This window comes from Polynucleobacter sp. MWH-Spelu-300-X4, from assembly GCF_018687515.1.
Taxonomy (GTDB): Bacteria; Pseudomonadota; Gammaproteobacteria; order Burkholderiales; family Burkholderiaceae; genus Polynucleobacter.
Genome location: NZ_CP061294.1, coordinates 360,913 through 382,011, shown reverse-complemented (window position 1 = coordinate 382,011; position 21,099 = coordinate 360,913). Strand labels below are relative to the sequence as shown.

Here is a 21,099-nt window from a genome sequence, read left to right as displayed (position 1 = left end):
TTAAAAAGTCCGCTATAATCTTCTTTTTTACAGATTTGGGTCGGTAGCTCAGTCGGTAGAGCAGCGGACTTTTAATCCGTTGGTCGCGAGTTCGAGTCTCGCCCGACCCACCAATCTACATAAAAAGCCTCTGAATTTCAGAGGCTTTTTTCTTTTGAACCGCCTAATAAGCGTGCACTGAGATTCTCATTCCCAAAGCCTGAATTACTTTTGATACCGTATCAAAACGTGGCTTAGAGTTAGCTTTTAAGGCTTTATACAATGCTTCCCGCGTCAAACCCGTCGAATCAGAGACCTTAGCCATCCCTTTTGCTCTAGCAATGTGCCCCAAGGCAGCGGCCAATTCTGCCGCATCACCATCAGCAATAACCTGATTTAAATACTCAGTCATAGCTTTTTTACTCTTCAAATAATGAGCTATATCAAACTCAGGCAAATCACTTACTTTTATTTTTTTTGATGTTTTCATTTATTCCCTCAACTCTTTATCAATTGTAATCATTCGATTACAATCGTCGAAGCCTTAATTTTCCTAAGGTTTTAAGGTGTCCTAAAAATAATAATCAACCACGGCAATATCAAAGTAGCACTTGATGTCGTCCATCAGCTTGAGATGCTCTGGATGAATAAGATAGGTCTTTAAATCTTCTTCCGTCTCAAACTCAGATTCCAAAACATAATCCCAACATACCGGTCTAGATAATTCATTTTTAGACATGCGCCAAGATTTGATTAAATCAACCACTTGATCTAAGCGCTTTAATCCCACATACACCCGCTCCTCCAAAGCCAAGTCTTGGGCAAGTTCAGGTTTTTTCTTAAATAAAACAATGTGCCTCAGCATATCCATACTCCATTCATGATTAAGCTCATTAAATCACTTTTAAAGGTGTTATTACATTTCATGTTAAAAATTTAATGTTTGCTTATTGAGATACCTCAAATCAAAATTCTATTTATTTGACTTATTCTCAAAAAAGAAGCCCAATGGAACCATGAACATGAGGAGAATGGCATGAAGATACTTTTACCAATCGATGGATCTAAACATAGCATCAAGGCTTGCGATTACATCATTAAACATCTCAATATGTTTAATGCCGATGGCGTGAAGTTAGTGGTATTAAATGTTCAAACAGACAATATTCCACCTGAGGTGATGCAATACATTCCACCTAAGTCAATTGCCAAATGGTATGACTCTCAGGCTGAGCTATCTCTGAAAGCAGGCGTGGCCAAATTAAAAAAAGCGGGCGTCACTTTTGAAGTTGTGAAAAAGACAGGCCATATTTCAGATACGGTTCTTGAGCAAGCTAAAAAAATGAAAGCTGATCTCATCGTCATGGGGTCTCATGGTCGTGGCGCCCTCATGAATTTATTCATGGGCTCAATTGCCACTCAAGTGCTTGCACAAGCTAAACAACCTGTATTGATTATTAGGTAAGCTTGTCATGAAATAGGTGGGTTACTTCTTCCCACCTATTTTTCCTTCAGTGCCATTGAGAAGCTTCTCAATATTACCTTTGTGGCGCCAAATTAATAATGCGCTCATAGCAGCTACGGCCGCTGCCATAGGTTGAACGCCAAATAAGAAAATAAAGTATAAGGGTGCAAATAGCGCTGCAATTAATGCAGCCAAAGATGAATAGCGCATAAATACAGCAACGATTAACCAAGTTGATAAGGTCGTTAACCCCAAGACCCAGTTAATGGCCAACAAAATACCTAAAGCTGTTGCTACACCTTTCCCACCTTTAAAGCCGTGAAAAACAGGGAATAAATGCCCGACAAACGCCGCGATAGCCGCCAGTGGCAACACCCATGAGTCCACTTCCACACCCACCATAGCTCTAGCAATAGCGATGGCAACATAACCTTTTGCCGCGTCGCCTACCAAAGTTAAGAGTGCCGCTACCTTATTACCCGTTCTAAGTACATTCGTAGCTCCTGGGTTACCCGAACCATAGCTATGCGGGTCTGGTAGACGCATCGCTTTACTTACCACTACGGCAAAAGAAATAGATCCAATGAAATAAGATCCAAGAATAAGTAATCCATAAAATGCTGTTTGGTTCATAGTTAAGCTCTAGGGTGATGCTGTTGATGAATATTTTTCAAACGCTCGCGCGCAACATGCGTGTATATCTGAGTGGTCGATATATCCGCATGACCTAATAATAATTGAACTACTCTTAAATCAGCGCCATGATTCAATAAATGTGTCGCAAAAGCATGGCGCAACGTATGGGGTGACAACGGCACCAAGATTCCTGCTTGAACTGCATGGCGCTTAATCATATGCCAAAAGGTCTGCCTGGTCATGCCTTCCCCTGTATGTCTCGCCAAAAATAAGTGCTGGCTAGTTTTGTTACTTAACAGCTGGGGGCGAGCCTCATCGATATAGCGCTTCAGCCATTCGGCAGCTTCCATACCAAAAGGCACCAAACGTTCTTTACCACCCTTACCACTCACCACTCGTACGACGCCTTCATTTAAGCCCACCTCAATCGTTTTTAAGTCAACAATCTCGGAGACACGCAAGCCACTGGCATACATTAATTCCAGCATGGTTCGGTCGCGCAGCCCTAATGGGGTTTCAATATCGGGGGCATTCAGTAAAGCCTCAACCTGGGCTTCACTCAAGGTTTTAGGAAATCGTGGGGCTTGCTTAGCTGCTCTTAAATTAATACAAGGATCCACCTTGATATGACGCTTGCGAATACCCAATCTGTAAAAACGTTTTAAAACGGTTAAACGACGATTAGCAGTCGTTGCCTTATCCGACCGACGATGAGCCATATAACCCATAACATCTGCAGCCACGACATCATACAAACCTTTATCACCAGAAGACTCGGCATCTAACCAACGGGCAAACAAAATTAAGTCTCGTCTATAAGCAGACAAGCTATTTTTAGACAAACCATCCTCTAGCCAACAGGTATCGCAAAAAGTATCAATAGCTTCCAAGCTAGCAATTAATTTTTTGCTAGTTGGAGTTTTATTTTCTGAATCCATGTTAGAAATTGTTTTTTTGACTACCATTGAGCTTTTATTCTAAAAGAGACTGACTTGAACTCCGCATTTTTATTACTTCCGGATTTTTTACTCATTTTGCTAGGGTTCATATTAGTCCGCCACTCCCCTCTTGATAAGAGCGTGTGGGAAGGCGCGGAAAAGTTGGTCTATTACCTACTATTCCCGTCATTGCTCTTTAACTCCATTAACCAAACTAAATTTGACTGGGGCGGCACATCACATATGTTGATTGTGGCTTTTGTCGCATTCTTCTCAGCCGCATTTTTAGGGTGGCTCTCCCATTTCTTTTCTAAAAAGAACCCCAAAACTTGGGCCTCTGGCTTCCAAACATCTTTTAGATTCAACTCCTATATCGCCTTTGCCGCCGCGGGTCGCCTAGCAGGTGAAGAAGGCGTTGCCCTCATGGCGATTACGATTGGTTGCTTGGTACCTATTGCCAATGGATTAGCCGTTTGGGCGTTAGCCAAACACTCTGAATCTCATTTATTTAAAGAATTAATGAAGAACCCTCTGCTTGTAGCAACCAGCTTAGGTTTATTAAGCAACCTACTAGGTCTTAAGCTTCCAGATTACTTGGCACTTAGCTTAGCCCGCATGGGGGCTGCATCCATTGCGTTAGGACTTCTAACGGTTGGGGCAGGGTTGATGTGGGTTCAAAGCAAACGAGACGGCGCGCTGATCGCCTATTGGACCAGTGTGAAGTTAATGGCGATGCCTACCATTGCTTTATTACTTGGTAGATATATGGAGCTGCCCCCAGCTCAACTTAATAGCGTCGTGCTATTTGCAGCTATGCCAACAGCGACAAGTGCTTATGTACTAGCCAATCGCATGAAAGGTGATGGCACGATTGTGGCTATTAGCATTTCTGTAATGACCTTGGGTGCGGCTATCACTCTACCGTTTTGGTTATTCTTTCTGAAATAACATTATTGAAAGATGACAGGTTCAATTGTTAAATTGACCCTGAACCTCTCATAGACCTTTTGCTGAATCTCTTTGGCTAACTGCAGCAACTCTGCGCCAGTGCCGCCGCCATGGTTCACCAAGACCAACGCTTGTTTGTCATAAACACCAACGGCGCCTTGTCGATAACCTTTAAAGCCACACTGATCAATCAACCAACCCGCCGCCAACTTCCAGGCTTTATTTTGATCAGATGAGAAAGGCACCTCATAAGCCACAAGATGAGGTAATTGTTGCTTAAGCAATAAGTACTGATCATTTGAAACAATCGGGTTATGAAAGAAACTGCCCGCATTGCCAATCACGTTTGGATCCGGTAATTTGGCCGAACGAATCTCACAAACTTTCTTGAAAATAGCTTGCGCGTTTATTTCTTTTTCATCAGCAAATGCTTTTGCCAACTCCGCATAGGAAAGGTTCGCTTGCCATTTTTTAGGCAGCGCGAAACAAACTGAACTCACGATATAACGATGTGGCTGATGCTTAAAGATACTGTCACGATAAGCAAATGAGCAATCCGCTTTACTCAAGTTAACCCATTGTTTGGTCTGTGTATCAAAGGCCTCTAAAGAGTCAAATACCTCTGCCAACTCCAAACCATATGCCCCAATGTTTTGCACGGGTGCAGCACCCACCGTACCGGGAATTAACGCCAAGTTTTCCAGCCCTAGATAACCCTGCTCCAGCGTCCAAGCGACAAAATCATGCCAAACCTCACCAGCCATGGCTTCTACATAAAAATGGCTTTCTGTCTCCTTTAGCAGTCGACGGCCTTTGGTAGCGATTAAGCCTACATAGCCGGACAAATTTTTAGCTAAAACAAGATTGCTGCCGCCACCCAAAATAGTCCAATTAGCCTTATTTTTAAAGGCTTCCTCAACAAAAAGAGGGATCTCTTGGCGATCGGTTACATGAACCAAATGTTCAGCCAAAACATCGAAACCAAAGGTGTTATGCGAGCGCAATGTCGCATTTAAATCAATCTTCATGCCACAATCTTAACTGTGATTAACTTTGTTTTTGACATTTAGGTGAACTATGCCCTCATTTGACGTTGTATGCGAACCAGACATGATTGAAGTAAAAAATGCGTTGGAACAATCCAATAAAGAGATTTCAACCCGTTTTGACTTCAAAGGATCCGACGCCCGTATTGAACAAAAAGGTGAAGAATTAACTCTTTTTGGTGACGATGATTTTAAATTACGACAAGTTCGTGATGTTTTATTAGCTAAATTAGCCAAACGCAATGTGGATGTGCGTTTCTTAAAAGACGGCAAATTAGAAAAGATTTCTGGTGACAAGTTAAAACAAGTTGTGGAAATTCAAAAAGGGATCAGCTCTGAAATCGCCAAAAAGATTGTGCGCTTGATTAAAGATAGCAAGATTAAAGTGCAAGCGAGTATTCAAGGTGATGCTGTGCGTGTAACAGGCGGCAAGCGCGATGATCTTCAGGCAGTTATGGCGATGCTACGCAAAGATGTGGAAGAGGCGCCATTAGGCTTTAATAACTTCCGAGACTAAATCTGAGATTAAATATTTATTCTGAAATAAATTCTTAATCAGATTTGACTTGATTTAACTTAGTTTATTAATTTAATTTCATCAAAAAAAGGGACAGCTTGAACTGTCCCTTTTTTAATGATTGTGACTATGACTCAGTCAGCGAATATTACAAACCGCCGTTTTGCTGAGCAACCATCATGTAAAGCATTGGAATAGAGAACATCGTGTTAAAGCGTGATGTCAACATAGCTAATCTAGCAGCAGCAGCTTTTTCAGCAGCTTCTACTTGAACCATGCCCAAAGCTTTCTTTTGGTTAGGCCAAATGATGAACCAAACGTTGAAAGCCATCACAATCGCTAACCACATACCGATACCAATCGCTAAAACTGGTCTTTGTAATGTCAATGCTTGTACAAGGTAACCATTAGCACCAGCCAATAACAAACCTGTCACAACAGTGAATAAAGCAGCGTAGCGGAACCAGAACAATGCTGTTGGCGCAATTACTTTGCTAACAGCTGGTTTTTGCTCATCAGGAATCTTTGGCATAGATGGAATCTGCACAAAGTTGAAATACCACAACAAACCAATCCACATCACGCCTACTAGCACGTGCAACCAACGCATAACGAATGCGCCCCATGCATGATCAAAAGTAATAGCATTACCTGCTGTTGCAGCAACGGCCGCGATGATTAAAACCAATAAAACTACACCAGCAATAATGGTGCGTTGTAAAGATTGCAATATTGATCCCATTTTTATTTCCCCTTTGCAATATTGTTTAGATAAAAGTTACAACCGAATGGTGGATAACTCATTCTTGAGCGGATTATCCATGATTTAACTAAATTACGCTAAGTGTCATTGAAATGACAACTACTTCACCCGAACCTGAGAAATTTCCACATCCGCCTGGCCTTCAGCGACTCGCAAATCAAATACATCACCTGCTTTGATTTGATGAGGATTTCGAATAGCTTTACCGTCCTGTGCCATTAAAACCGCATAGCCACGCTCTAGAGTTCTCTGTGGATTCAGTAGCTCTAAATGGTTTTGCCAAGCCTTGTGGGTTTGTTGATACATTGCCAATCGCACAGACCAAGCTTGATGAAGACGTGCCGATAATTGCTGCGTTTTTTCTTTCATGCGCTCGGGATTCGGAATTGCATGAGATAAACGTAATGACAACTGATCTAAACGTTGAGCCTCTCGATCGATTCGTTGAGTCACTCTCATATTTATTTTTTGCGACAAAGTCACCAAGTCTTGCAAAAGAGCTTCTCTATCTGGTGTCACTAATTCAGCAGCGCCCGTTGGAGTTGGTGCCCGCAAATCAGCCACGAAGTCTGCAATCGTGAAATCTGTTTCATGACCAACACCAGAGACAATCGGTATCGGCGACTCCGCAATACAACGCGCTAAAGCCTCATCATTAAAAGCCCACAAGTCTTCAATGCTGCCACCACCTCGTACCAATAAAAGAACTTCTAACTCACCCTGCTCTGCAAGTTCATAAGCAGCCCTTAATGCTTGTATTAATGCAGGCGGTGCTTCCACGCCTTGAACCAAACTCGGGAACACCGTTACAGGAATATGTGGCGCTCTACGCTCTAAAGTACTTAAAACATCTTTTAATGCGGCGGCTTGAGCAGAGGTAATAACACCAACACCTTTCGGGTACTTAGGTAACGCTCTTTTATGCGCTTCATCAAACAGCCCCTCAGCCCCCAATTTTTCTTTAAGCTTTAAAAACGCTTCGTATAAACCGCCTTGACCAGATCTACGCATCAGCTGCACATTGAGCTGTATATCGCCCCTAGGCACATACATACTAACTTGAGCAGCCACCTCGACTAAGTCACCCTCTTTAGGCAAAAACCCGACTTGCGTGTTTCGGCCTCTAAACATGACTCCTCTCAATTGGCCTTCGGCGTCTTTTAAAGAGAAGTACCAATGTCCACTGTCATAAGCCTTGAAATTGGAAATCTCCCCCCGAACCCACACATTGCCAATATGGCCCTCTAATACTTCAGCAATGGCGCGGTTCAGAGCCCCAACTCCAATAATTTCTCTTGATATTTCTGTCATTTTTTAAGGTTAAATCAGTATTTATAAGGGGTAAAGCTAAACAACTATCCACAGGCTTCGATAAAAAAAGGCATCTCAAATAAAAATTACCCCCAAAGCCAGTGTTAATTTTATATCTAATTGATTTATATGGAATTTTTAAATCAATTTACGCTAATAAATTATCACCATAACGAAGAATCAAGGGCTTAGGAATACTGTTGAAGAAAGTTTTTCACATAGTTATCCACAAGCTTGATGTTCATCTTTGGAGCATACCCTAGCCTTCGTTTAAAGTAGAGGTATATGTATACCATTCTCATCGCCGCTGGCTGGCCCGTATGGCCTCTTTTAATCACTTCCATTATTGCTTTGGCTATTTTGTTAGAGCGTACTTGGTTTTTGCAAGCTAAAAGGGTTTCACCCGCTCATTTAACAGAAGGCGCGATTCAGCTAGCTGACTCTGGCGCTCTAAATAGCCCCCAAACCGCTGAACAAGCTATTCAATCTTTATCAGATGCCGCTCCCTTGGGCCGCATTTTAGGAGCGGCGCTATTACAAAAATCACAACGCGCTACTGAAGAAAAAACGATTGAAGCCATGCAAGAAGCTGCTGAAGAAGTCTCTTTATTACTAGATCGTTATATGGGGGCACTAGCCACCATTGCAACGATTGCGCCTCTACTTGGTTTATTTGGCACAGTAGTTGGCATGATTGAAATTTTTGGTAGTCAACAAAGCAGTAGCGCCAACCCACAACAATTAGCGCACGGTATTTCAATCGCGCTATACAACACGGCTTTTGGTCTACTGATTGCCATACCTGCTTACACAGGTTGGCGCGCATTAAAAGCCATGGCAGAAAAACGCCAACGCGAATGTGAAGCTGCCGCCAAGAAACTATTACGTCATCTTTTTAAAGCAGCGTAATAGATATTTTTTATGATTTTTAATTCATCATCCAAACGAACTATTTTTGGCGTAAACAGCAACAATGTTAGCCAACAAAGCGCGCCAGAAATTAACCTAATTCCTTTTATTGATGTGTTATTGGTCATTTTGATTTTCTTAATGATCTCTACCACATTCACACGCTATCAAGAGTTATCAATTACGCTACCTAGCGCTGAAGGTGCTGCATCAAATAGCAAGCCTAAGGATATTGCCGTAGCGATTTCCTCAGATGGCCGCATCGCCATTAACGGCAAGCGCGCTGCTGTTGATCAATTAAGCAATGCGCTAAGCGCGGCTGCCAGTCAAGCGGGCAAAAGTGATAACGGCCCGATGATTATTATTGCGGCCGATGGCAAAGCACCTCATCAGTCAGTGATGCAAGTCATGGAAGCGGCTCGCAACGCCAACTTACCCAATGTCGTTTTTGCTACGCAGTCAAAATCAAAGTAAGTTGCCATGAGCAATCCATCTTCATCTGCGCCAACTTTTCAAAAAGCTCCTAGCTATTGGGAGAAAAAAGGCGTTGTGGCGTTATTACTATGGCCGCTCTCAAAGTTATTTGGGTGGGTCACCCAAATTAGAAAAATTTTATATGCGCTAGGATTATTTAAAACCCAAGCCCTAGATGTCCCCGTCATCATTGTTGGCAACTTAAGGGTTGGCGGCACCGGTAAAACACCTACCGTATTAGCCATTGCAAAAGCATTACACGCGGCAGGATTTCATCCAGGCATTATTTCAAGAGGCTACAAAGGAACAGGGCATCAAGATAACCCTGCAGATGCTACTGAAGTGACTTCTCAATCAAATCCATTAGAACTAGGTGATGAGCCTTGCTATATGGCGCAACAATTAGCGCACTTATTCATACCCGTCTATGTTCATAGCCAACGCACGATTAGTGCTCGAACACTATTAAAAGCCCATCCAACAGTCAATGTTTTGATTAGCGATGATGGTTTACAGCATTACGCCATGAAAAGATGGCCGGCCCGTGAAGGCGGTCAAGATATTGAATTAGTGATTCGCGATGCCAGAGGTGAAGGCAATGGTTTTCTCATGCCAGCAGGCCCACTCAGAGAAAGCGCTCTTCGAGCAAGAGACTTCACACTGAACTTAGGCTCTGAAAATTCTCAACAGATTAAACAGCCCTATCTTGCCGATGCTCCTAATTTCTACTTAACAACTCAAGTAGCTCACGCTTATCAACTCAGCAATCCATCACAGCAAAGATCTCTATTTGACTTTTACTCAGAGCGTCATTTAGTCGCTGCTGCCGGTTTAGGTAATCCCAAAAAATTCTTTGATGTTTTAGAACAAGCAGGACTCACCATCAATCCTTTACCACTACCGGATCATTACGATTTTCAAATAAATCCTTTTAAAGATATTTCAGCCTCAGCAATTCTGATCACTGAGAAGGATGCCGTAAAATGTTCGCAAATCGCGGAATACAAGAATGATGAGCGCATTTGGGTTGTACCCGTTACAGTTGAACTACCTAAAGAATTCATCAACCTAATGGTTGATATTTTGAAAAGGCCAAAACCCTAGGCTCATGAGAAATAATTCATGCAGTTAAGAACTAAATTGGAGCTAATGACAAATCATGGATAAACGTTTACTAGATATTTTGGTCTGTCCTATTTGCAAATCTAGCCTAGTACATGATGCTGATAAAAATGAACTTATCTGCAAAGCAGATAAATTAGCCTACCCTATTCGCGATGGCATTCCAGTCATGTTGGCGAATGAGGCAAGATCTTTAGACGCACCTCATAACGCGGCTTAAAACTCTATGACTGCAACATCCACATCGTTTATTGCAGTTATTCCTGCACGCTTAGCTTCGACACGCTTACCTAATAAACCACTAGCTGATATCGCCGGCAAACCGATGGTGGTACGAGTAGCCGAAAGAGCATTACAGTCAGGCGCATCCAAAGTCATCGTGGCGGTTGATGACGCTAGCATTTTCGATGCCTGCAAAGCACATGGATTAGATGTGATGCTCACATCTAACCAACATCCAACAGGAACCGATCGTTTGAGTGAAGTTGTACGCAACTTAAACCTCGCTGACGATGAGATTGTTGTAAATGTTCAAGGTGATGAACCGCTCATCCCACCTGAACTAATCACACAAGTAGCGCAAACATTAGCGAATCATCCCAAAGCTGCGATTGCAACAGCAGCTTTAGCGATTCATGATCAGGCTGAAGTAAACAATCCTAACGTTGTCAAAGTAGCCATGAATCAGGCTCAACAAGCACTTTATTTTTCAAGAGCGCCGATTCCTTACAGCCGAGACCCTCAAAAATATCAAGCACAGTGCTATCGCCATATTGGCATGTACGCATACAAGGCCAGCTTCCTCAAAGAATTTGCAACTTTAGCGCCAGCCCCGATTGAAGAAGCTGAGTCGCTCGAACAGCTGCGAGCCATGTGGTACGGATACGCTATTCAGGTACTAGTGACCAATGCGGCGCCCCCACCAGGGGTAGACACGGCCGAAGACCTAGAACGCGTTAGAGCCGTTTTTAAGCAGCTTGTTTAATTTATCGATTTATTTAGAGCTCCTCAGGGAAATCCTGATGCCAGAAAATTGGATTTAAGCCCAAATAATGGGAAAATCAAGCAGTTAAAGCGCATCAGTCAGCTTGTTGTCAAAGAAACAGCCTACTCTTGTCGTTTTTCGAGAATTTGCAACACCCACCAACTAATTAAGGGAGTTAAACCATGCGCTTGATCCTATTAGGTGCCCCTGGCGCCGGTAAAGGCACGCAGGCTAAATTTATTTGCGAGAAATTTGGTATTCCACAAATTTCTACAGGCGATATGTTGCGCGCAGCTGTTAAGGCTGGCACACCACTAGGCATTGAAGCCAAAAAAGTGATGGATTCAGGTGGTCTAGTTTCTGATGAAATTATCATTGGCTTAGTCAAAGATCGTTTAACTCAGGCTGATTGCGCGAAAGGTTATTTGTTTGATGGTTTCCCACGTACGATTCCTCAAGCGCAAGCGATGAAGGATGCAGGCGTTCCAATTGATTACGTGCTTGAAATAGACGTGCCATTCGATGCCATTATTGATCGCATGAGCGGTCGCCGTGTTCACGTTGCATCCGGCCGCACTTATCACGTCACCTTTAACCCACCAAAAGTTGCTGGTAAAGATGATGAAACAGGTGAAGACTTGATTCAGCGTGAAGATGACAAAGAAGAAACCGTTAAGAAGCGTTTAGATGTCTATGATTCTCAGACACGTCCATTGGTTGAATACTATTCATCATGGGCTAAAAATGGTGATCCAACAGCCAAGGTGGCAGCTCCAGCCTACCGCAAGGTTGAAGGTACTGGTTCTGTAGAAGCTATTACCGCCAACGTATTTACTGCTCTTAAATAAAAGAAAAGAATTCTAATTAAGAAGCTGATTAGAGTTTGTTGGAAAGTTTTCCGGAAGGTTTTCTGGAAGATTTGCTAGAAAGTTGAATAGAATAAAAACCCCGTTGCAGTTAACGGGGTTTTTTTATGACGCGTAATGTGTCGGATCAGGTACTTTTGCGCTCGCAAATCCTTCTTTGCGCAGACGACAAGACTCACAACGGCCACAAGCCTCACCCGCCGCATTAGCCTGATAGCAAGAAACTGTCATGGAAAAATCTACCCCCAACTGAATACCAGCTTGAATAATTTCGGCTTTACTCAGAGAAATAATCGGCGCATGAATCCTAAAACGTGTGGATGATTGCGTTGATTCCACACCTGCTTTAGTGGCCAGATTCGCTGTAGCCTCAAATGATTTGACATACTCTGGTCGACAGTCAGGATAGCCGGAGTAATCCACGGCATTCGCGCCAAAGAAAATATCTAAACCGCCCAATGCTTCAGCCCAGCCTAAAGCCACCGACAACATGATGGTATTACGTGCAGGCACATATGTAATAGGAATCTCATTTTTAGCACCTGCGCTAGTAGGTACTGCATAGGCGTCATCGGTTAGAGCTGATCCACCCACAAAACGACGCAAATCCAAATCTATGATTTCATGACGAGCTGCACCTAGTTTTTGAGCCACTCGTACTGCTGCATCTAATTCAGAAGAATGTCTTTGACCATAACGAAACGATAACGCGTAAGGTGTGTAATCCAATTTTTTAGCAATCGCTAAAACTGTCGCGGAATCCAAACCACCCGATAGCAAAATAACGGCTGGCGCACCTGGGGTGCGGGCGCGCATAGGTTCAAAATCAAATGACATCACGGCTAAAAATTTTTTAATTGTTTACTTCAAACGCTTTAAAGCTTGCTTCGCTAAACCAGCTGCTTCACTTTCAGGATGCTTAGCAATCAAACTTTCTAATGTTTTTTTGCCAGCAGGTTTTTGACCTGATTCAACTTGGCTATTGGCAATCGTTAACAAAGCATCTGGGGTTCTAACATGCAACGGATAACGCTTCACCATTGCTTGCAAACTCGCAATCGCTGTCTTGTAATCTTTCTGAGCGTAATTCACATTACCCAACCAGAATTGAGCCAAAGGCCAATAAGGGCTATCGGGGTATTTCTTTGCAAAGCTTTGAAATCCAGCCTCAGCCTTTTTCATATTCGAATCTTGAAAGGCTTTTAAAGCTGACTCGTAAGCCTCTTTCTCACCAGCTTGAACCGTGCCCTGCACACCTTCAATCTCTAACACTTGCGGTTCGAATTTCTTTACTCGACCATTAAGGTCCTGATAAAAACTCTTCTGCTGCGCCAATAACTCTTCTACTTGCTTTTCAAGCAACTCCGTACGACCTCGTAAGCGCGCATTTTCTTGAACCGCCTGTTCCAATTGATTTTGCAAATCAATTTGAGCCTGCTGTCCCACTGCCACTTGGGAACGTAAATCCAAAATAGCCTTGCGCGCCTCGTTATCTTCAAAAATAGCGGCCGCCGGAAAACTATAAGTAGTCAAAGCAACAAAAACAACAGCGGCCAACGCCGCTGTTTGATGGTGCAAAGAAGTTAAACGCTTAATTTGCATTATTTTTTTAACTCGCTTCTTGATTAGTAAGCAATATCAGCACGGCGGTTCTCTTGCCAAGCTGCCTCATTACTGCCTTCAGCCTTTGGCTTTTCTTTACCGAAACTAATGGCTTCCATTTGAGAGTCAGAAACACCTAAAAGTGACAATGATTTACGGACTGCCTCAGAGCGGCGTTGACCCAATGCTAAGTTGTATTCTGTCGTTCCACGCTCATCTGTATTGCCTTCTAACTTGATTTTGCGATCTTTGTTAGTTTTTAAATAATTAGCGTGAGCTTGCAAAGTTGATTGGTACTCAGGTTTAACTGTGTAACTATCAAAGTCAAAATAAACACTACGCTTAAATAGTGGGCTCTTTGGATCATTCCAAGGCTGTGAACTTAAATCACCACCTGATGATTTACCAGCACTATCCACATCATCTAACTTAACGCCTGATGCGCAAGCACCAAGGAAAGCTACCGATAACAACAATGCCGCACGGCGGGCTAAAGAAAATTGATTCATACATCCTCCAATTAATAAATTCTTTTACTGCGTTAAAAGCCTTTTTTGAAGACTTTTAAGTCATTGGCTTCTATCGTAACAAATAGTATTGAAATCTAGATAAAAGCTATTTTAAAGCCTGCATTAGTCCATGAATGGGCCCCAAGCAGGCTCACGAATATCAGCACCAGGCAAACTCAAGATTTGTTTATTTTTTCCATCAATAGATACTGCCATCAAAACAGGTTTACCACCACTACGAGCAGCAAAAAGTACATAACGACCGTTAGCGGCAAAAGTAGGCGTCTCGTCACGGTTACCATCACTTAAAGCCATCACCTCACCAGAAGCCAAGTCTTGTAGATGCAAGCGATAAGCACCACCTACACGAGCTATGTAAACCAAATTCTTACCATCAGGAGAAATACGTGGGCTTGTTACAAACCCAAGTTTAAAAGTAATGCGCTGAGCACCACCATCGCCCTCGCCCTCTGTCGACATACGATAGATTTGCGGACTGCCACCACGATCACTCGTGAAATAAATAGATTTTCCGTCAGGCGCCCATTGCGGTTCAGTGTCAATTGAATACCCACGCGTCAAGCGCCTTAAGCCTGTGCCGTCCGCATTAATACGATAAATCTGGGTATTACCATCTTTAGACAAAGCAATTGCTAAAGCACGTCCATCAGGCGACCATGCCGGCGCACTGTTGTTACCCTTTTGATTAGATAACACCACACGGCGGCCAGTGGCCAACTCGTGCACATAAATCACTGGCTTACGTGACTCGAATGAAACATAAGCCACCTTTCTGCCATCTGGAGACCAAACAGGAGAAATAATCGGTTCATTGCTCGATAGAGCTGGTTTAGCGTTTTCACCATCAGAATCAGAAATAACCAATCGATTATTTTTACCTGAACGAATCACATAAGAAAGACGCGTTGAAAATACACCACGCTCACCAAGAATTTTTTGGATAATGTCATCAGCAATCTTGTGACCAGCTAAACGCAAGTCATCAGCAGTTACTGTAACAACAATACCGCCCAAACTTTCGCTCTTACGAATATCGAATAAACGGTAACGAATTTCATATCTACCATCAGATAACTTATTCACGCCACCAACCGCTAGCGCATCAGCGCCTCTCGCGGACCAAGAGCGAAAATCCGGCTTGATATCCCAACCTAATTCAGCGCCACCAGATTCAACATTGCGCATAGCGCCACTTCTAGCCAAATCGGAACGAACAATATCTGTCACGCGTAAGGGTAATTTACTTTCATCCGTGAAACGCATCACTGCAATCGGAAACAGCGACTGACCAACCCCTGAAATCTCAATATTCATCTGAGCTTTTGCAAGCGTTGCAACAAACATTAAGTTTGTTAGAAGAACAAAAGCTAATACTCTTTTTAATATTGAAACTAATTTCATCACGTCTCTCATCAATCCTTAGGCTTAAAGATTAAGCGCATTTGTTTAGGCACCTTACCATCATCATCTTTAGGCAAAGTTTTAGCATCATCAATTGCCCTTAATACCGCACGATCCCAAGCAAGGTCGCCGCTACTCTTAAGAACATTTCTGTTGATGATACTGCCATCGGGAGCTAACTCAACAGCCACCTCAACAGCAGGGTTACCGGCTACCAATGATGGATTAAACACAATCAAAGGCAAAATTTTGCGGCGCACTTTATCGGCATAGCCCGGCTTGGCATTACCACCGCCGCCAACACCATCTCCAACCACACCACCACGACCGCCCGCAGCCCCCTCTTTCCCAGCTGCCGAACGTAATCTTGCCAATTGGTCTGCACGCGATTTATCTTGTGCCAAAGCTTCTTTTTTCGCAGCATCTGCCTTAGCCTTATCTTGTGCTTTTTGCTTTTCTTCTTTTAGTTTGGCTTCTTTTAATTTCGCCTGCTTTTCTTCTTCAGCCTTTTGCTTCTTCAATTCCTTAGGATCAACCTTTTTAACTGGCTTTTCTTCTTTTTTAGGCTCAGGTTTTAATTCTTTTTTTCTTTTAACCGCAATGTCAGCCTTGTCATCAGCTTCCATTTTTTGCTCAACCGCTTGCACAGGAGCACTTTTCACCACAGGTACGTTATCCCAAATTTCCGCCTCTAATCCTGCTGGGGTTTGGCTTTTCCAATTCAATCCAAAAGCCAAAAAGAAAAATAGCAACAAATGCATGCCCAAAGCCCATGCAAAGGCTTTGCCTGTACCAGAATCAGCATTGAACCTGGCACGAAAATCATTCATCGGAAATGTTGCTGAACTCAATTACTCTTCACCGCCAAACCAACACGTTTTACGCCGTTTTCTTTTAAGCGCGCCATGACATCCATCACGATTTCATATTTAATAGATTTGTCCGCTGCAATTACCATCGGCTGATCAGCGGCCAAGTCGGCACGCTCACGCGCAAATGCCCCTAACTCTTGGCGAGAGAGCGTTCTATCTGCTTTACCCTCGCTTTTCACAAGAATGGTTTCGTCAGCGGAGATATTTAGTAATACCGGTGGCAAAGGTTGCACTTGAGCACCACCCACCGTTGGCAGATTAACTACGCCAGGATTAACCATCGGCGTTGTTACCATGAAGATCACCAGTAAGACCAACATCACATCAATGTAAGGCACCACATTAATATCAGCCATCGCACGTCTTTTACCGCCAGACTTTCTAGAGATACTCGCCATCTCAGCCTCCTAATCTCTTAGTCTTAATAACGCGATTGTTGACGTTGAAGAATATTAGAAAACTCTTCGATGAATGTTTCAAAACGAATTGCTAAACGATCAATATCAGCTGCATTACGGTTGTAAGCTACCACCGCTGGAATCGCCGCAAACAGACCAATTGCTGTTGCTACTAAAGCTTCGGCAATACCCGGCGCCACACTTGCTAGTGTTGCTTGCTGAACGTTTGCCAACCCGCGGAAAGAATTCATGATCCCCCAGACTGTTCCAAACAAACCGATGTAAGGCGATACAGAGCCTACTGATGCTAAAAATGGCAAGTTGGCTTCCAAAGTATCCATCTCACGTTGGTAAGCTGCTTTCATGGCGCGACGGGCACCATCAATTTCTTTACCCTTTAAAAACTCTTGCATGCCGCTTTCAAAAATACGCTCTAAAGAAGCCGCCGGGTCTTGATTGCGCTTAGCACCTTCTAATAAAGTATTTAAATCACCACCCGACCAAAAGTCGCGCTCAAAACGCTCCGTGTCTTGGCGAACAGCTTTAAGAGAAATCCCTTTTTTAAAAATAATCGTCCAGGACGCTACTGAAAGACTTAGTAATAAGAGCATCACTAACTGCACCAACACACTGGCGTTGAGCACTAATGACAATATGGATAAATCTTGAGTAGCGTGCATAAATTATTTTCCGTAGAGATGGATTTTTAATAACAATCAGATAACTGCGTTATTTTAACTAGCTCGTCTTGCGATGGACAGCCAAGGGGCCTGCTGCTTGGCAAGTTGGCATCATTTCAATCACGTTGATATTCACATGAGCTGGTAATGTCGATGCCCAATAAACTGACTCTGCAATATCCGTAGCCGTTAAAGCCTGAACACCGTCGTAGACCTTGGCGGCCTTAGCGTCATCTCCTTTAAAGCGCACATTGGAGAACTCTGTACCAGAGCAAAGGCCCGGCGCAACATCCGTCACGCGCACTGGCGTACCTAATAAATCAGACTTCAGATTTAAACTAAATTGGCGTACAAACGCTTTAGTGCCGCCATACACGTTACCGCCAGGGTAAGGGTAACGACCAGCGATAGAGCCTAAATTAAAGACATGGCCACGCCCGCGCTCCACCATACCTGGTAAAAAAGCTCTGGTCATGTACATCAACCCCTTGATATTGGTATCCACCATTTTCTCCCAGTCATCCAAAGCGACTTGATGGGCTGGCTCCAAACCTAGAGCTAAACCGGCGTTATTCACCAAAACACTCACATTCGCGAAATCTTTAGGCAATTGGCCTGGAAGAGCAAAAACCACATCTTTATTGGTCACATCCAAAATAGTGGTGTGTAAACGAGCCTGCTGATCGGCCGGCAAGCTCTTCTTGAGGGCCTCTAAACGGTCGGCGCGGCGTCCTGCGGCAATCACCTGATGGCCTTCAGACAAGTATCGTCTAGCAATGGCTTCGCCAAAACCAGCAGTTGCTCCTGTTACCAATACAGTTAGCTTTGTCATTTTTGTGTCTCCTGGGGTGTTTTTTTGTATCATTTAGGTCTTGCAGAGTTTAGCGTATGCTAGCTGCAAACTAGATGATCCTCATAGAAAGCCTAAATCATGTTCCAACGCAGTCAAACATTGGCAAAAACTGATCCCGCATTGTGGGATGCCATCCAGTCAGAAAACAAGCGTCAAGAAGACCATATTGAGCTTATTGCCTCAGAAAACTATACGTCTCCAGCCGTTTTAGAAGCCCAAGGCTCACAATTAACGAATAAATATGCTGAAGGCTATCCTGGCAAGCGCTACTACGGTGGCTGTGAATACGTGGATATCGCAGAACAGCTAGCAATTGACCGCTTAAAACAGATTTTTGGCGCGGAAGCTGCCAACGTACAACCTCACTGCGGCGCATCGGCCAACGAGGCAGTATTTTTAGCATTCTTAAAGCCAGGCGACACCATTATGGGTATGAGCCTAGCTGAAGGTGGTCACTTAACTCACGGCATGGCTCTTAATATGAGCGGCAAGTGGTTTAACGTGGTCCCTTATGGCTTAAACGCTCAAGAAGCAATCGATTACGACGCTATGGAGCGCCTAGCTCACGAGCACAAGCCTAAGCTCATTATTGCCGGCGCTTCTGCTTACTCATTGCATATCGACTTTGCTCGCTTTGCTAAGGTTGCCAAAGATGTTGGCGCGTTGTTCATGGTGGACATGGCTCACTACGCAGGTTTGATTGCTGCTGGCGTTTATCCAAACCCAGTACCTCATGCCGATATCGTGACATCAACAACTCATAAGAGTTTGCGTGGTCCACGTGGTGGCGTGATTTTGATGAAAGCTGAACATGAAAAAGCCATCAACTCAGCTATTTTCCCAGGCCTGCAAGGCGGCCCTTTGATGCACGTGATTGCCGCTAAAGCTGTTGCGTTTAAAGAAGCTCTAGAGCCTTCATTTAAAGAGTATCAACAACAAGTTGTTATCAACGCTCGTGCAATGGCTGAAACACTAGTTAAGCGTGGTTTACGTATTGTTTCTAGCAAAACCGAGTCTCATGTGATGCTAGTGGACCTACGCGCCAAGAACATTACAGGTAAGGAAGCGGAACGCGTTTTGGGTGAAGCACACATTACTTGTAACAAAAATGCGATCCCTAACGATCCAGAAAAACCATTTGTAACAAGTGGTATTCGGTTAGGCTCACCAGCGATGACAACTCGTGGATTTAAAGAAGCTGAAGCTATTCAAGTAGCAAACTTGGTAGCAGATGTTTTAGATAATCCTAACGATGCTGCCAATATCGCTAAAGTACGTGAGCAAGTAGCCGCTTTAACTAAGCGCTTCCCTGTTTACAGCAACTAATCTTAGGACATAGATGCACTGCCCCTTCTGCAAACACTCAGATACACAAGTTCTTGATACTCGAGTATCTGAGGAAGGGGACGTCATCAAACGTCGTCGCCGTTGCGAAAAGTGCGATAAGCGTTTTACAACTTACGAACGTCCTGAATTAGCACTACCAGCGATTGTCAAAAAGAATGGCAGTCGTGTGGAGTACAACCGTAATAAATTAATTGACTCTATGGGTATCGCTTTACGCAAACGCCCAGTTTCAGCTGAAGCAGTTGAAGAAGCAATTCGCAATATCGAAGAACGTTTACAAGCAACCGGCGAAAAAGAAATTGCTAGTGATCGTGTTGGCGAACTAGTGATGCGCGAGCTAAAACGCTTAGACAAAATCGCCTATATTCGTTTTGCTTCAGTCTACAAGAGCTTCGCCGACATTGAATCATTCGAGAGCGCATTAAAAGAACTGAAGTAAGCGCTACTTAGCTCCGACATCCCATTATTTGATGTCGTAACAATCATTTTTCAGAAATTTCTCACATAACAATCAGGTTTTACTGATTTTTATTTTTGTCTTGGTACTTGATGATGTGGATATGTATCCACACGAGTCACCTAGACCACCAACATCATTTGAACGAGGCTTCTCTTTATTAGAAGTCCTCACAGCGCTCACCATATTTAGCAGCTCCTATATGGCACTGATGTCTGCACATTTTTACATATCCAATTACACCCAAAAACAAATACGAGAGCTTCACGCTATCACCGAGCAAAGTAACCAATATGAAATGAATGTTGCGCTTGTTAGTGCCGAGGAAGAAGAATGACACTCATAGAAGTGCTCACATCTTCAGTTATGGCTAGCATTGTCTTATTAGCCAGCACTCAAGCATGTTTTCAAGTACACAAAGCTATTACGAAACAAAACAACCTGAGTATCCTACAAAGTGAAGCCATTCAAGCTTTTCATATGATGGGGCTAGCAATTCAACATGCTCAAATAAAAACAGGCTCACCCAAATCTTCTTTATTAAAGGTGATGGCTAAAGATAGCTCCGCACCTAGCAATAAAAAATCCGGGGAATTCCAAGTACGGAAAGGTGCGGCAAGTGTGAATAGCTCTGATGCTTTTTACACCTACGATGCTTATAACAAAAGAGAAAATGGCTCATACAAAGCTTTTTTCATTCAACAACAGGGACATTATCAAAACAAAGATGGTGTTTTGTATTTACAAACTCAAAATAAAAAAGGCGCCTTACAAAATGATGCTGTCATGGCTCATGTTCAGTCGATGCAAATAAAGGTAGGTGTTCCTAATGCATCCAACAGCATTTTGGAATGGATGGAGCCCTATCAAATCAATGACTCAGGGAGAAGATACCCTCAGTGGAAACATGTGCGCGCTTTAAAAATTCAATTGGTGCTTCAAAGAGGAAAAACGCCACTTGAACTAGAGAGAGTTTTCGCGCTTAGACACTAAACCATAG

General features: G+C 43.3%; 28 protein-coding genes and 1 tRNA gene. 14 read left to right on the top strand and 15 right to left on the bottom strand.

Translation table 11 applies throughout. The annotated features are described in order from the left end of the window. Positions 1–37 precede the first annotated feature (37 nt). A tRNA-Lys gene (locus tag ICV01_RS02015) sits at positions 38–113 on the top strand. A gap of 50 nt (positions 114–163) precedes the next feature. Here ICV01_RS02015 and ICV01_RS02010 read toward each other — a convergent pair. Both ICV01_RS02010 and ICV01_RS02005 read right to left on the bottom strand, forming a co-directional pair. After that, positions 164–469 carry an addiction module antidote protein gene (locus tag ICV01_RS02010; RefSeq protein WP_215288107.1) on the bottom strand — a complete coding sequence of 102 codons (306 nt, stop codon included), beginning with the start codon at positions 467–469 and terminating at the stop codon, positions 164–166. An 81-nt stretch (positions 470–550) separates the two neighbouring features. Beyond that, entirely contained in the window at positions 551–844 is a 294-nt protein-coding gene (locus ICV01_RS02005) for a Dabb family protein (protein WP_215288105.1), read from the bottom strand. Positions 845–1,015: 171 nt separating this feature from the next. On the opposite strand from ICV01_RS02005, the gene ICV01_RS02000 reads away from it, so the two are divergent. After that, positions 1,016–1,444 carry a universal stress protein gene (locus tag ICV01_RS02000; RefSeq protein ID WP_215288103.1) on the top strand — a complete coding sequence of 143 codons (429 nt, stop codon included), beginning with the start codon at positions 1,016–1,018 and terminating at the stop codon, positions 1,442–1,444. A gap of 21 nt (positions 1,445–1,465) precedes the next feature. On the opposite strand, the gene plsY is transcribed toward ICV01_RS02000, so the two are convergent. Together plsY and xerD are read right to left on the bottom strand one after the other, a co-directional pair. After that, a complete protein-coding gene (plsY, locus tag ICV01_RS01995; RefSeq protein WP_215288100.1) occupies positions 1,466–2,077 on the bottom strand; it encodes a glycerol-3-phosphate 1-O-acyltransferase PlsY in 612 nt (203 codons plus the stop codon). A 2-nt stretch (positions 2,078–2,079) separates the two neighbouring features. After that, a complete protein-coding gene (gene xerD, locus ICV01_RS01990; protein ID WP_215288099.1) occupies positions 2,080–3,018 on the bottom strand; it encodes a site-specific tyrosine recombinase XerD in 939 nt (312 codons plus the stop codon). Between the two features lie 141 nt (positions 3,019–3,159). On the opposite strand from xerD, the gene ICV01_RS01985 reads away from it, so the two are divergent. Next, complete coding sequence (locus ICV01_RS01985) at positions 3,160–3,966, top strand: AEC family transporter (protein WP_371817466.1); 807 nt, start codon at positions 3,160–3,162, stop codon at positions 3,964–3,966. 2 nt (positions 3,967–3,968) lie between these two features. Here ICV01_RS01985 and murB read toward each other — a convergent pair whose 3' ends face one another. After that, positions 3,969–4,994, bottom strand: coding sequence for a UDP-N-acetylmuramate dehydrogenase (gene murB, locus ICV01_RS01980; protein WP_215288094.1), 1,026 nt, complete (start codon positions 4,992–4,994; stop codon positions 3,969–3,971). Between the two features lie 49 nt (positions 4,995–5,043). Between murB and ICV01_RS01975 the strand changes: the two genes are divergently transcribed. Continuing rightward, positions 5,044–5,529: a YajQ family cyclic di-GMP-binding protein gene (locus ICV01_RS01975; protein ID WP_215288093.1), complete on the top strand. Its 486-nt coding sequence runs from the start codon at positions 5,044–5,046 to the stop codon at positions 5,527–5,529. Between the two features lie 148 nt (positions 5,530–5,677). On the opposite strand, the gene ICV01_RS01970 is transcribed toward ICV01_RS01975, so the two are convergent. Further along, entirely contained in the window at positions 5,678–6,271 is a 594-nt protein-coding gene (locus ICV01_RS01970) for a urate hydroxylase PuuD (protein WP_215288091.1), read from the bottom strand. 120 nt (positions 6,272–6,391) lie between these two features. After that, positions 6,392–7,603: an exodeoxyribonuclease VII large subunit gene (xseA, locus tag ICV01_RS01965; RefSeq protein ID WP_215288089.1), complete on the bottom strand. Its 1,212-nt coding sequence runs from the start codon at positions 7,601–7,603 to the stop codon at positions 6,392–6,394. 285 nt (positions 7,604–7,888) lie between these two features. Between xseA and ICV01_RS01960 the strand changes: the two genes are divergently transcribed. The 6 genes from ICV01_RS01960 (at position 7,889) to adk (ending at position 11,941) form a co-directional block, all read left to right on the top strand. Continuing rightward, the gene (locus ICV01_RS01960) at positions 7,889–8,512 is read left to right on the top strand and encodes a MotA/TolQ/ExbB proton channel family protein (RefSeq protein ID WP_215288087.1); all 624 of its coding nucleotides are present in this window, start codon (positions 7,889–7,891) and stop codon (positions 8,510–8,512) included. A 12-nt stretch (positions 8,513–8,524) separates the two neighbouring features. Then, positions 8,525–8,986 (top strand): biopolymer transporter ExbD, encoded by a 462-nt coding sequence (locus ICV01_RS01955; RefSeq protein WP_215288085.1) that lies wholly within the window; start codon positions 8,525–8,527, stop codon positions 8,984–8,986. 6 nt (positions 8,987–8,992) lie between these two features. Beyond that, a complete protein-coding gene (gene lpxK / locus ICV01_RS01950) occupies positions 8,993–10,090 on the top strand; it encodes a tetraacyldisaccharide 4'-kinase (RefSeq protein WP_215288083.1) in 1,098 nt (365 codons plus the stop codon). 55 nt (positions 10,091–10,145) lie between these two features. Continuing rightward, positions 10,146–10,328 carry a Trm112 family protein gene (locus ICV01_RS01945; protein ID WP_215288082.1) on the top strand — a complete coding sequence of 61 codons (183 nt, stop codon included), beginning with the start codon at positions 10,146–10,148 and terminating at the stop codon, positions 10,326–10,328. Between the two features lie 6 nt (positions 10,329–10,334). After that, entirely contained in the window at positions 10,335–11,093 is a 759-nt protein-coding gene (kdsB, locus tag ICV01_RS01940) for a 3-deoxy-manno-octulosonate cytidylyltransferase (protein ID WP_215288080.1), read from the top strand. Between the two features lie 182 nt (positions 11,094–11,275). Continuing rightward, positions 11,276–11,941 carry an adenylate kinase gene (gene adk, locus ICV01_RS01935; RefSeq protein WP_215288078.1) on the top strand — a complete coding sequence of 222 codons (666 nt, stop codon included), beginning with the start codon at positions 11,276–11,278 and terminating at the stop codon, positions 11,939–11,941. A gap of 123 nt (positions 11,942–12,064) precedes the next feature. On the opposite strand, the gene queC is transcribed toward adk, so the two are convergent. The 8 genes from queC to ICV01_RS01895 form a co-directional block, all read right to left on the bottom strand. After that, positions 12,065–12,796: a 7-cyano-7-deazaguanine synthase QueC gene (gene queC / locus ICV01_RS01930; protein ID WP_251369369.1), complete on the bottom strand. Its 732-nt coding sequence runs from the start codon at positions 12,794–12,796 to the stop codon at positions 12,065–12,067. A 24-nt stretch (positions 12,797–12,820) separates the two neighbouring features. Then, complete coding sequence (gene ybgF, locus ICV01_RS01925; protein ID WP_215288076.1) at positions 12,821–13,561, bottom strand: tol-pal system protein YbgF; 741 nt, start codon at positions 13,559–13,561, stop codon at positions 12,821–12,823. Between the two features lie 23 nt (positions 13,562–13,584). Beyond that, on the bottom strand, positions 13,585–14,070 hold the full coding sequence (pal, locus tag ICV01_RS01920; RefSeq protein ID WP_215288074.1) for a peptidoglycan-associated lipoprotein Pal: 486 nt from the start codon (positions 14,068–14,070) through the stop codon (positions 13,585–13,587). Positions 14,071–14,193: 123 nt separating this feature from the next. Continuing rightward, the gene (tolB, locus tag ICV01_RS01915) at positions 14,194–15,492 is read right to left on the bottom strand and encodes a Tol-Pal system beta propeller repeat protein TolB (RefSeq protein ID WP_251369368.1); all 1,299 of its coding nucleotides are present in this window, start codon (positions 15,490–15,492) and stop codon (positions 14,194–14,196) included. Positions 15,493–15,503: 11 nt separating this feature from the next. Continuing rightward, positions 15,504–16,343 (bottom strand): cell envelope integrity protein TolA, encoded by an 840-nt coding sequence (gene tolA / locus ICV01_RS01910; RefSeq protein ID WP_215288070.1) that lies wholly within the window; start codon positions 16,341–16,343, stop codon positions 15,504–15,506. Continuing rightward, positions 16,340–16,762: an ExbD/TolR family protein gene (locus ICV01_RS01905; RefSeq protein WP_215288068.1), complete on the bottom strand. Its 423-nt coding sequence runs from the start codon at positions 16,760–16,762 to the stop codon at positions 16,340–16,342. Before ICV01_RS01905 ends, tolA begins: the two co-directional genes overlap by 4 nt. A 23-nt stretch (positions 16,763–16,785) precedes the next feature. After that, positions 16,786–17,442: a protein TolQ gene (gene tolQ, locus ICV01_RS01900; RefSeq protein ID WP_215288066.1), complete on the bottom strand. Its 657-nt coding sequence runs from the start codon at positions 17,440–17,442 to the stop codon at positions 16,786–16,788. A 58-nt stretch (positions 17,443–17,500) separates the two neighbouring features. Beyond that, a complete protein-coding gene (locus ICV01_RS01895) occupies positions 17,501–18,274 on the bottom strand; it encodes an SDR family oxidoreductase (RefSeq protein ID WP_215288064.1) in 774 nt (257 codons plus the stop codon). A 99-nt stretch (positions 18,275–18,373) separates the two neighbouring features. Between ICV01_RS01895 and glyA the strand changes: the two genes are divergently transcribed. The 4 genes from glyA to ICV01_RS01875 all read left to right on the top strand — a co-directional run bounded on the left by glyA (position 18,374) and on the right by ICV01_RS01875 (position 21,092). Next, positions 18,374–19,621 (top strand): serine hydroxymethyltransferase, encoded by a 1,248-nt coding sequence (gene glyA / locus ICV01_RS01890; protein WP_215288063.1) that lies wholly within the window; start codon positions 18,374–18,376, stop codon positions 19,619–19,621. Between the two features lie 13 nt (positions 19,622–19,634). After that, positions 19,635–20,081 (top strand): transcriptional regulator NrdR, encoded by a 447-nt coding sequence (gene nrdR, locus ICV01_RS01885; RefSeq protein WP_215288062.1) that lies wholly within the window; start codon positions 19,635–19,637, stop codon positions 20,079–20,081. 100 nt (positions 20,082–20,181) lie between these two features. Then, positions 20,182–20,436, top strand: a complete 255-nt coding sequence (locus ICV01_RS01880) for a prepilin-type N-terminal cleavage/methylation domain-containing protein (RefSeq protein ID WP_215288061.1) — start codon at positions 20,182–20,184, stop codon at positions 20,434–20,436. Continuing rightward, the gene (locus ICV01_RS01875) at positions 20,433–21,092 is read left to right on the top strand and encodes a PilW family protein (RefSeq protein WP_215288060.1); all 660 of its coding nucleotides are present in this window, start codon (positions 20,433–20,435) and stop codon (positions 21,090–21,092) included. Before ICV01_RS01880 ends, ICV01_RS01875 begins: the two co-directional genes overlap by 4 nt. Positions 21,093–21,099 lie beyond the last annotated feature (7 nt).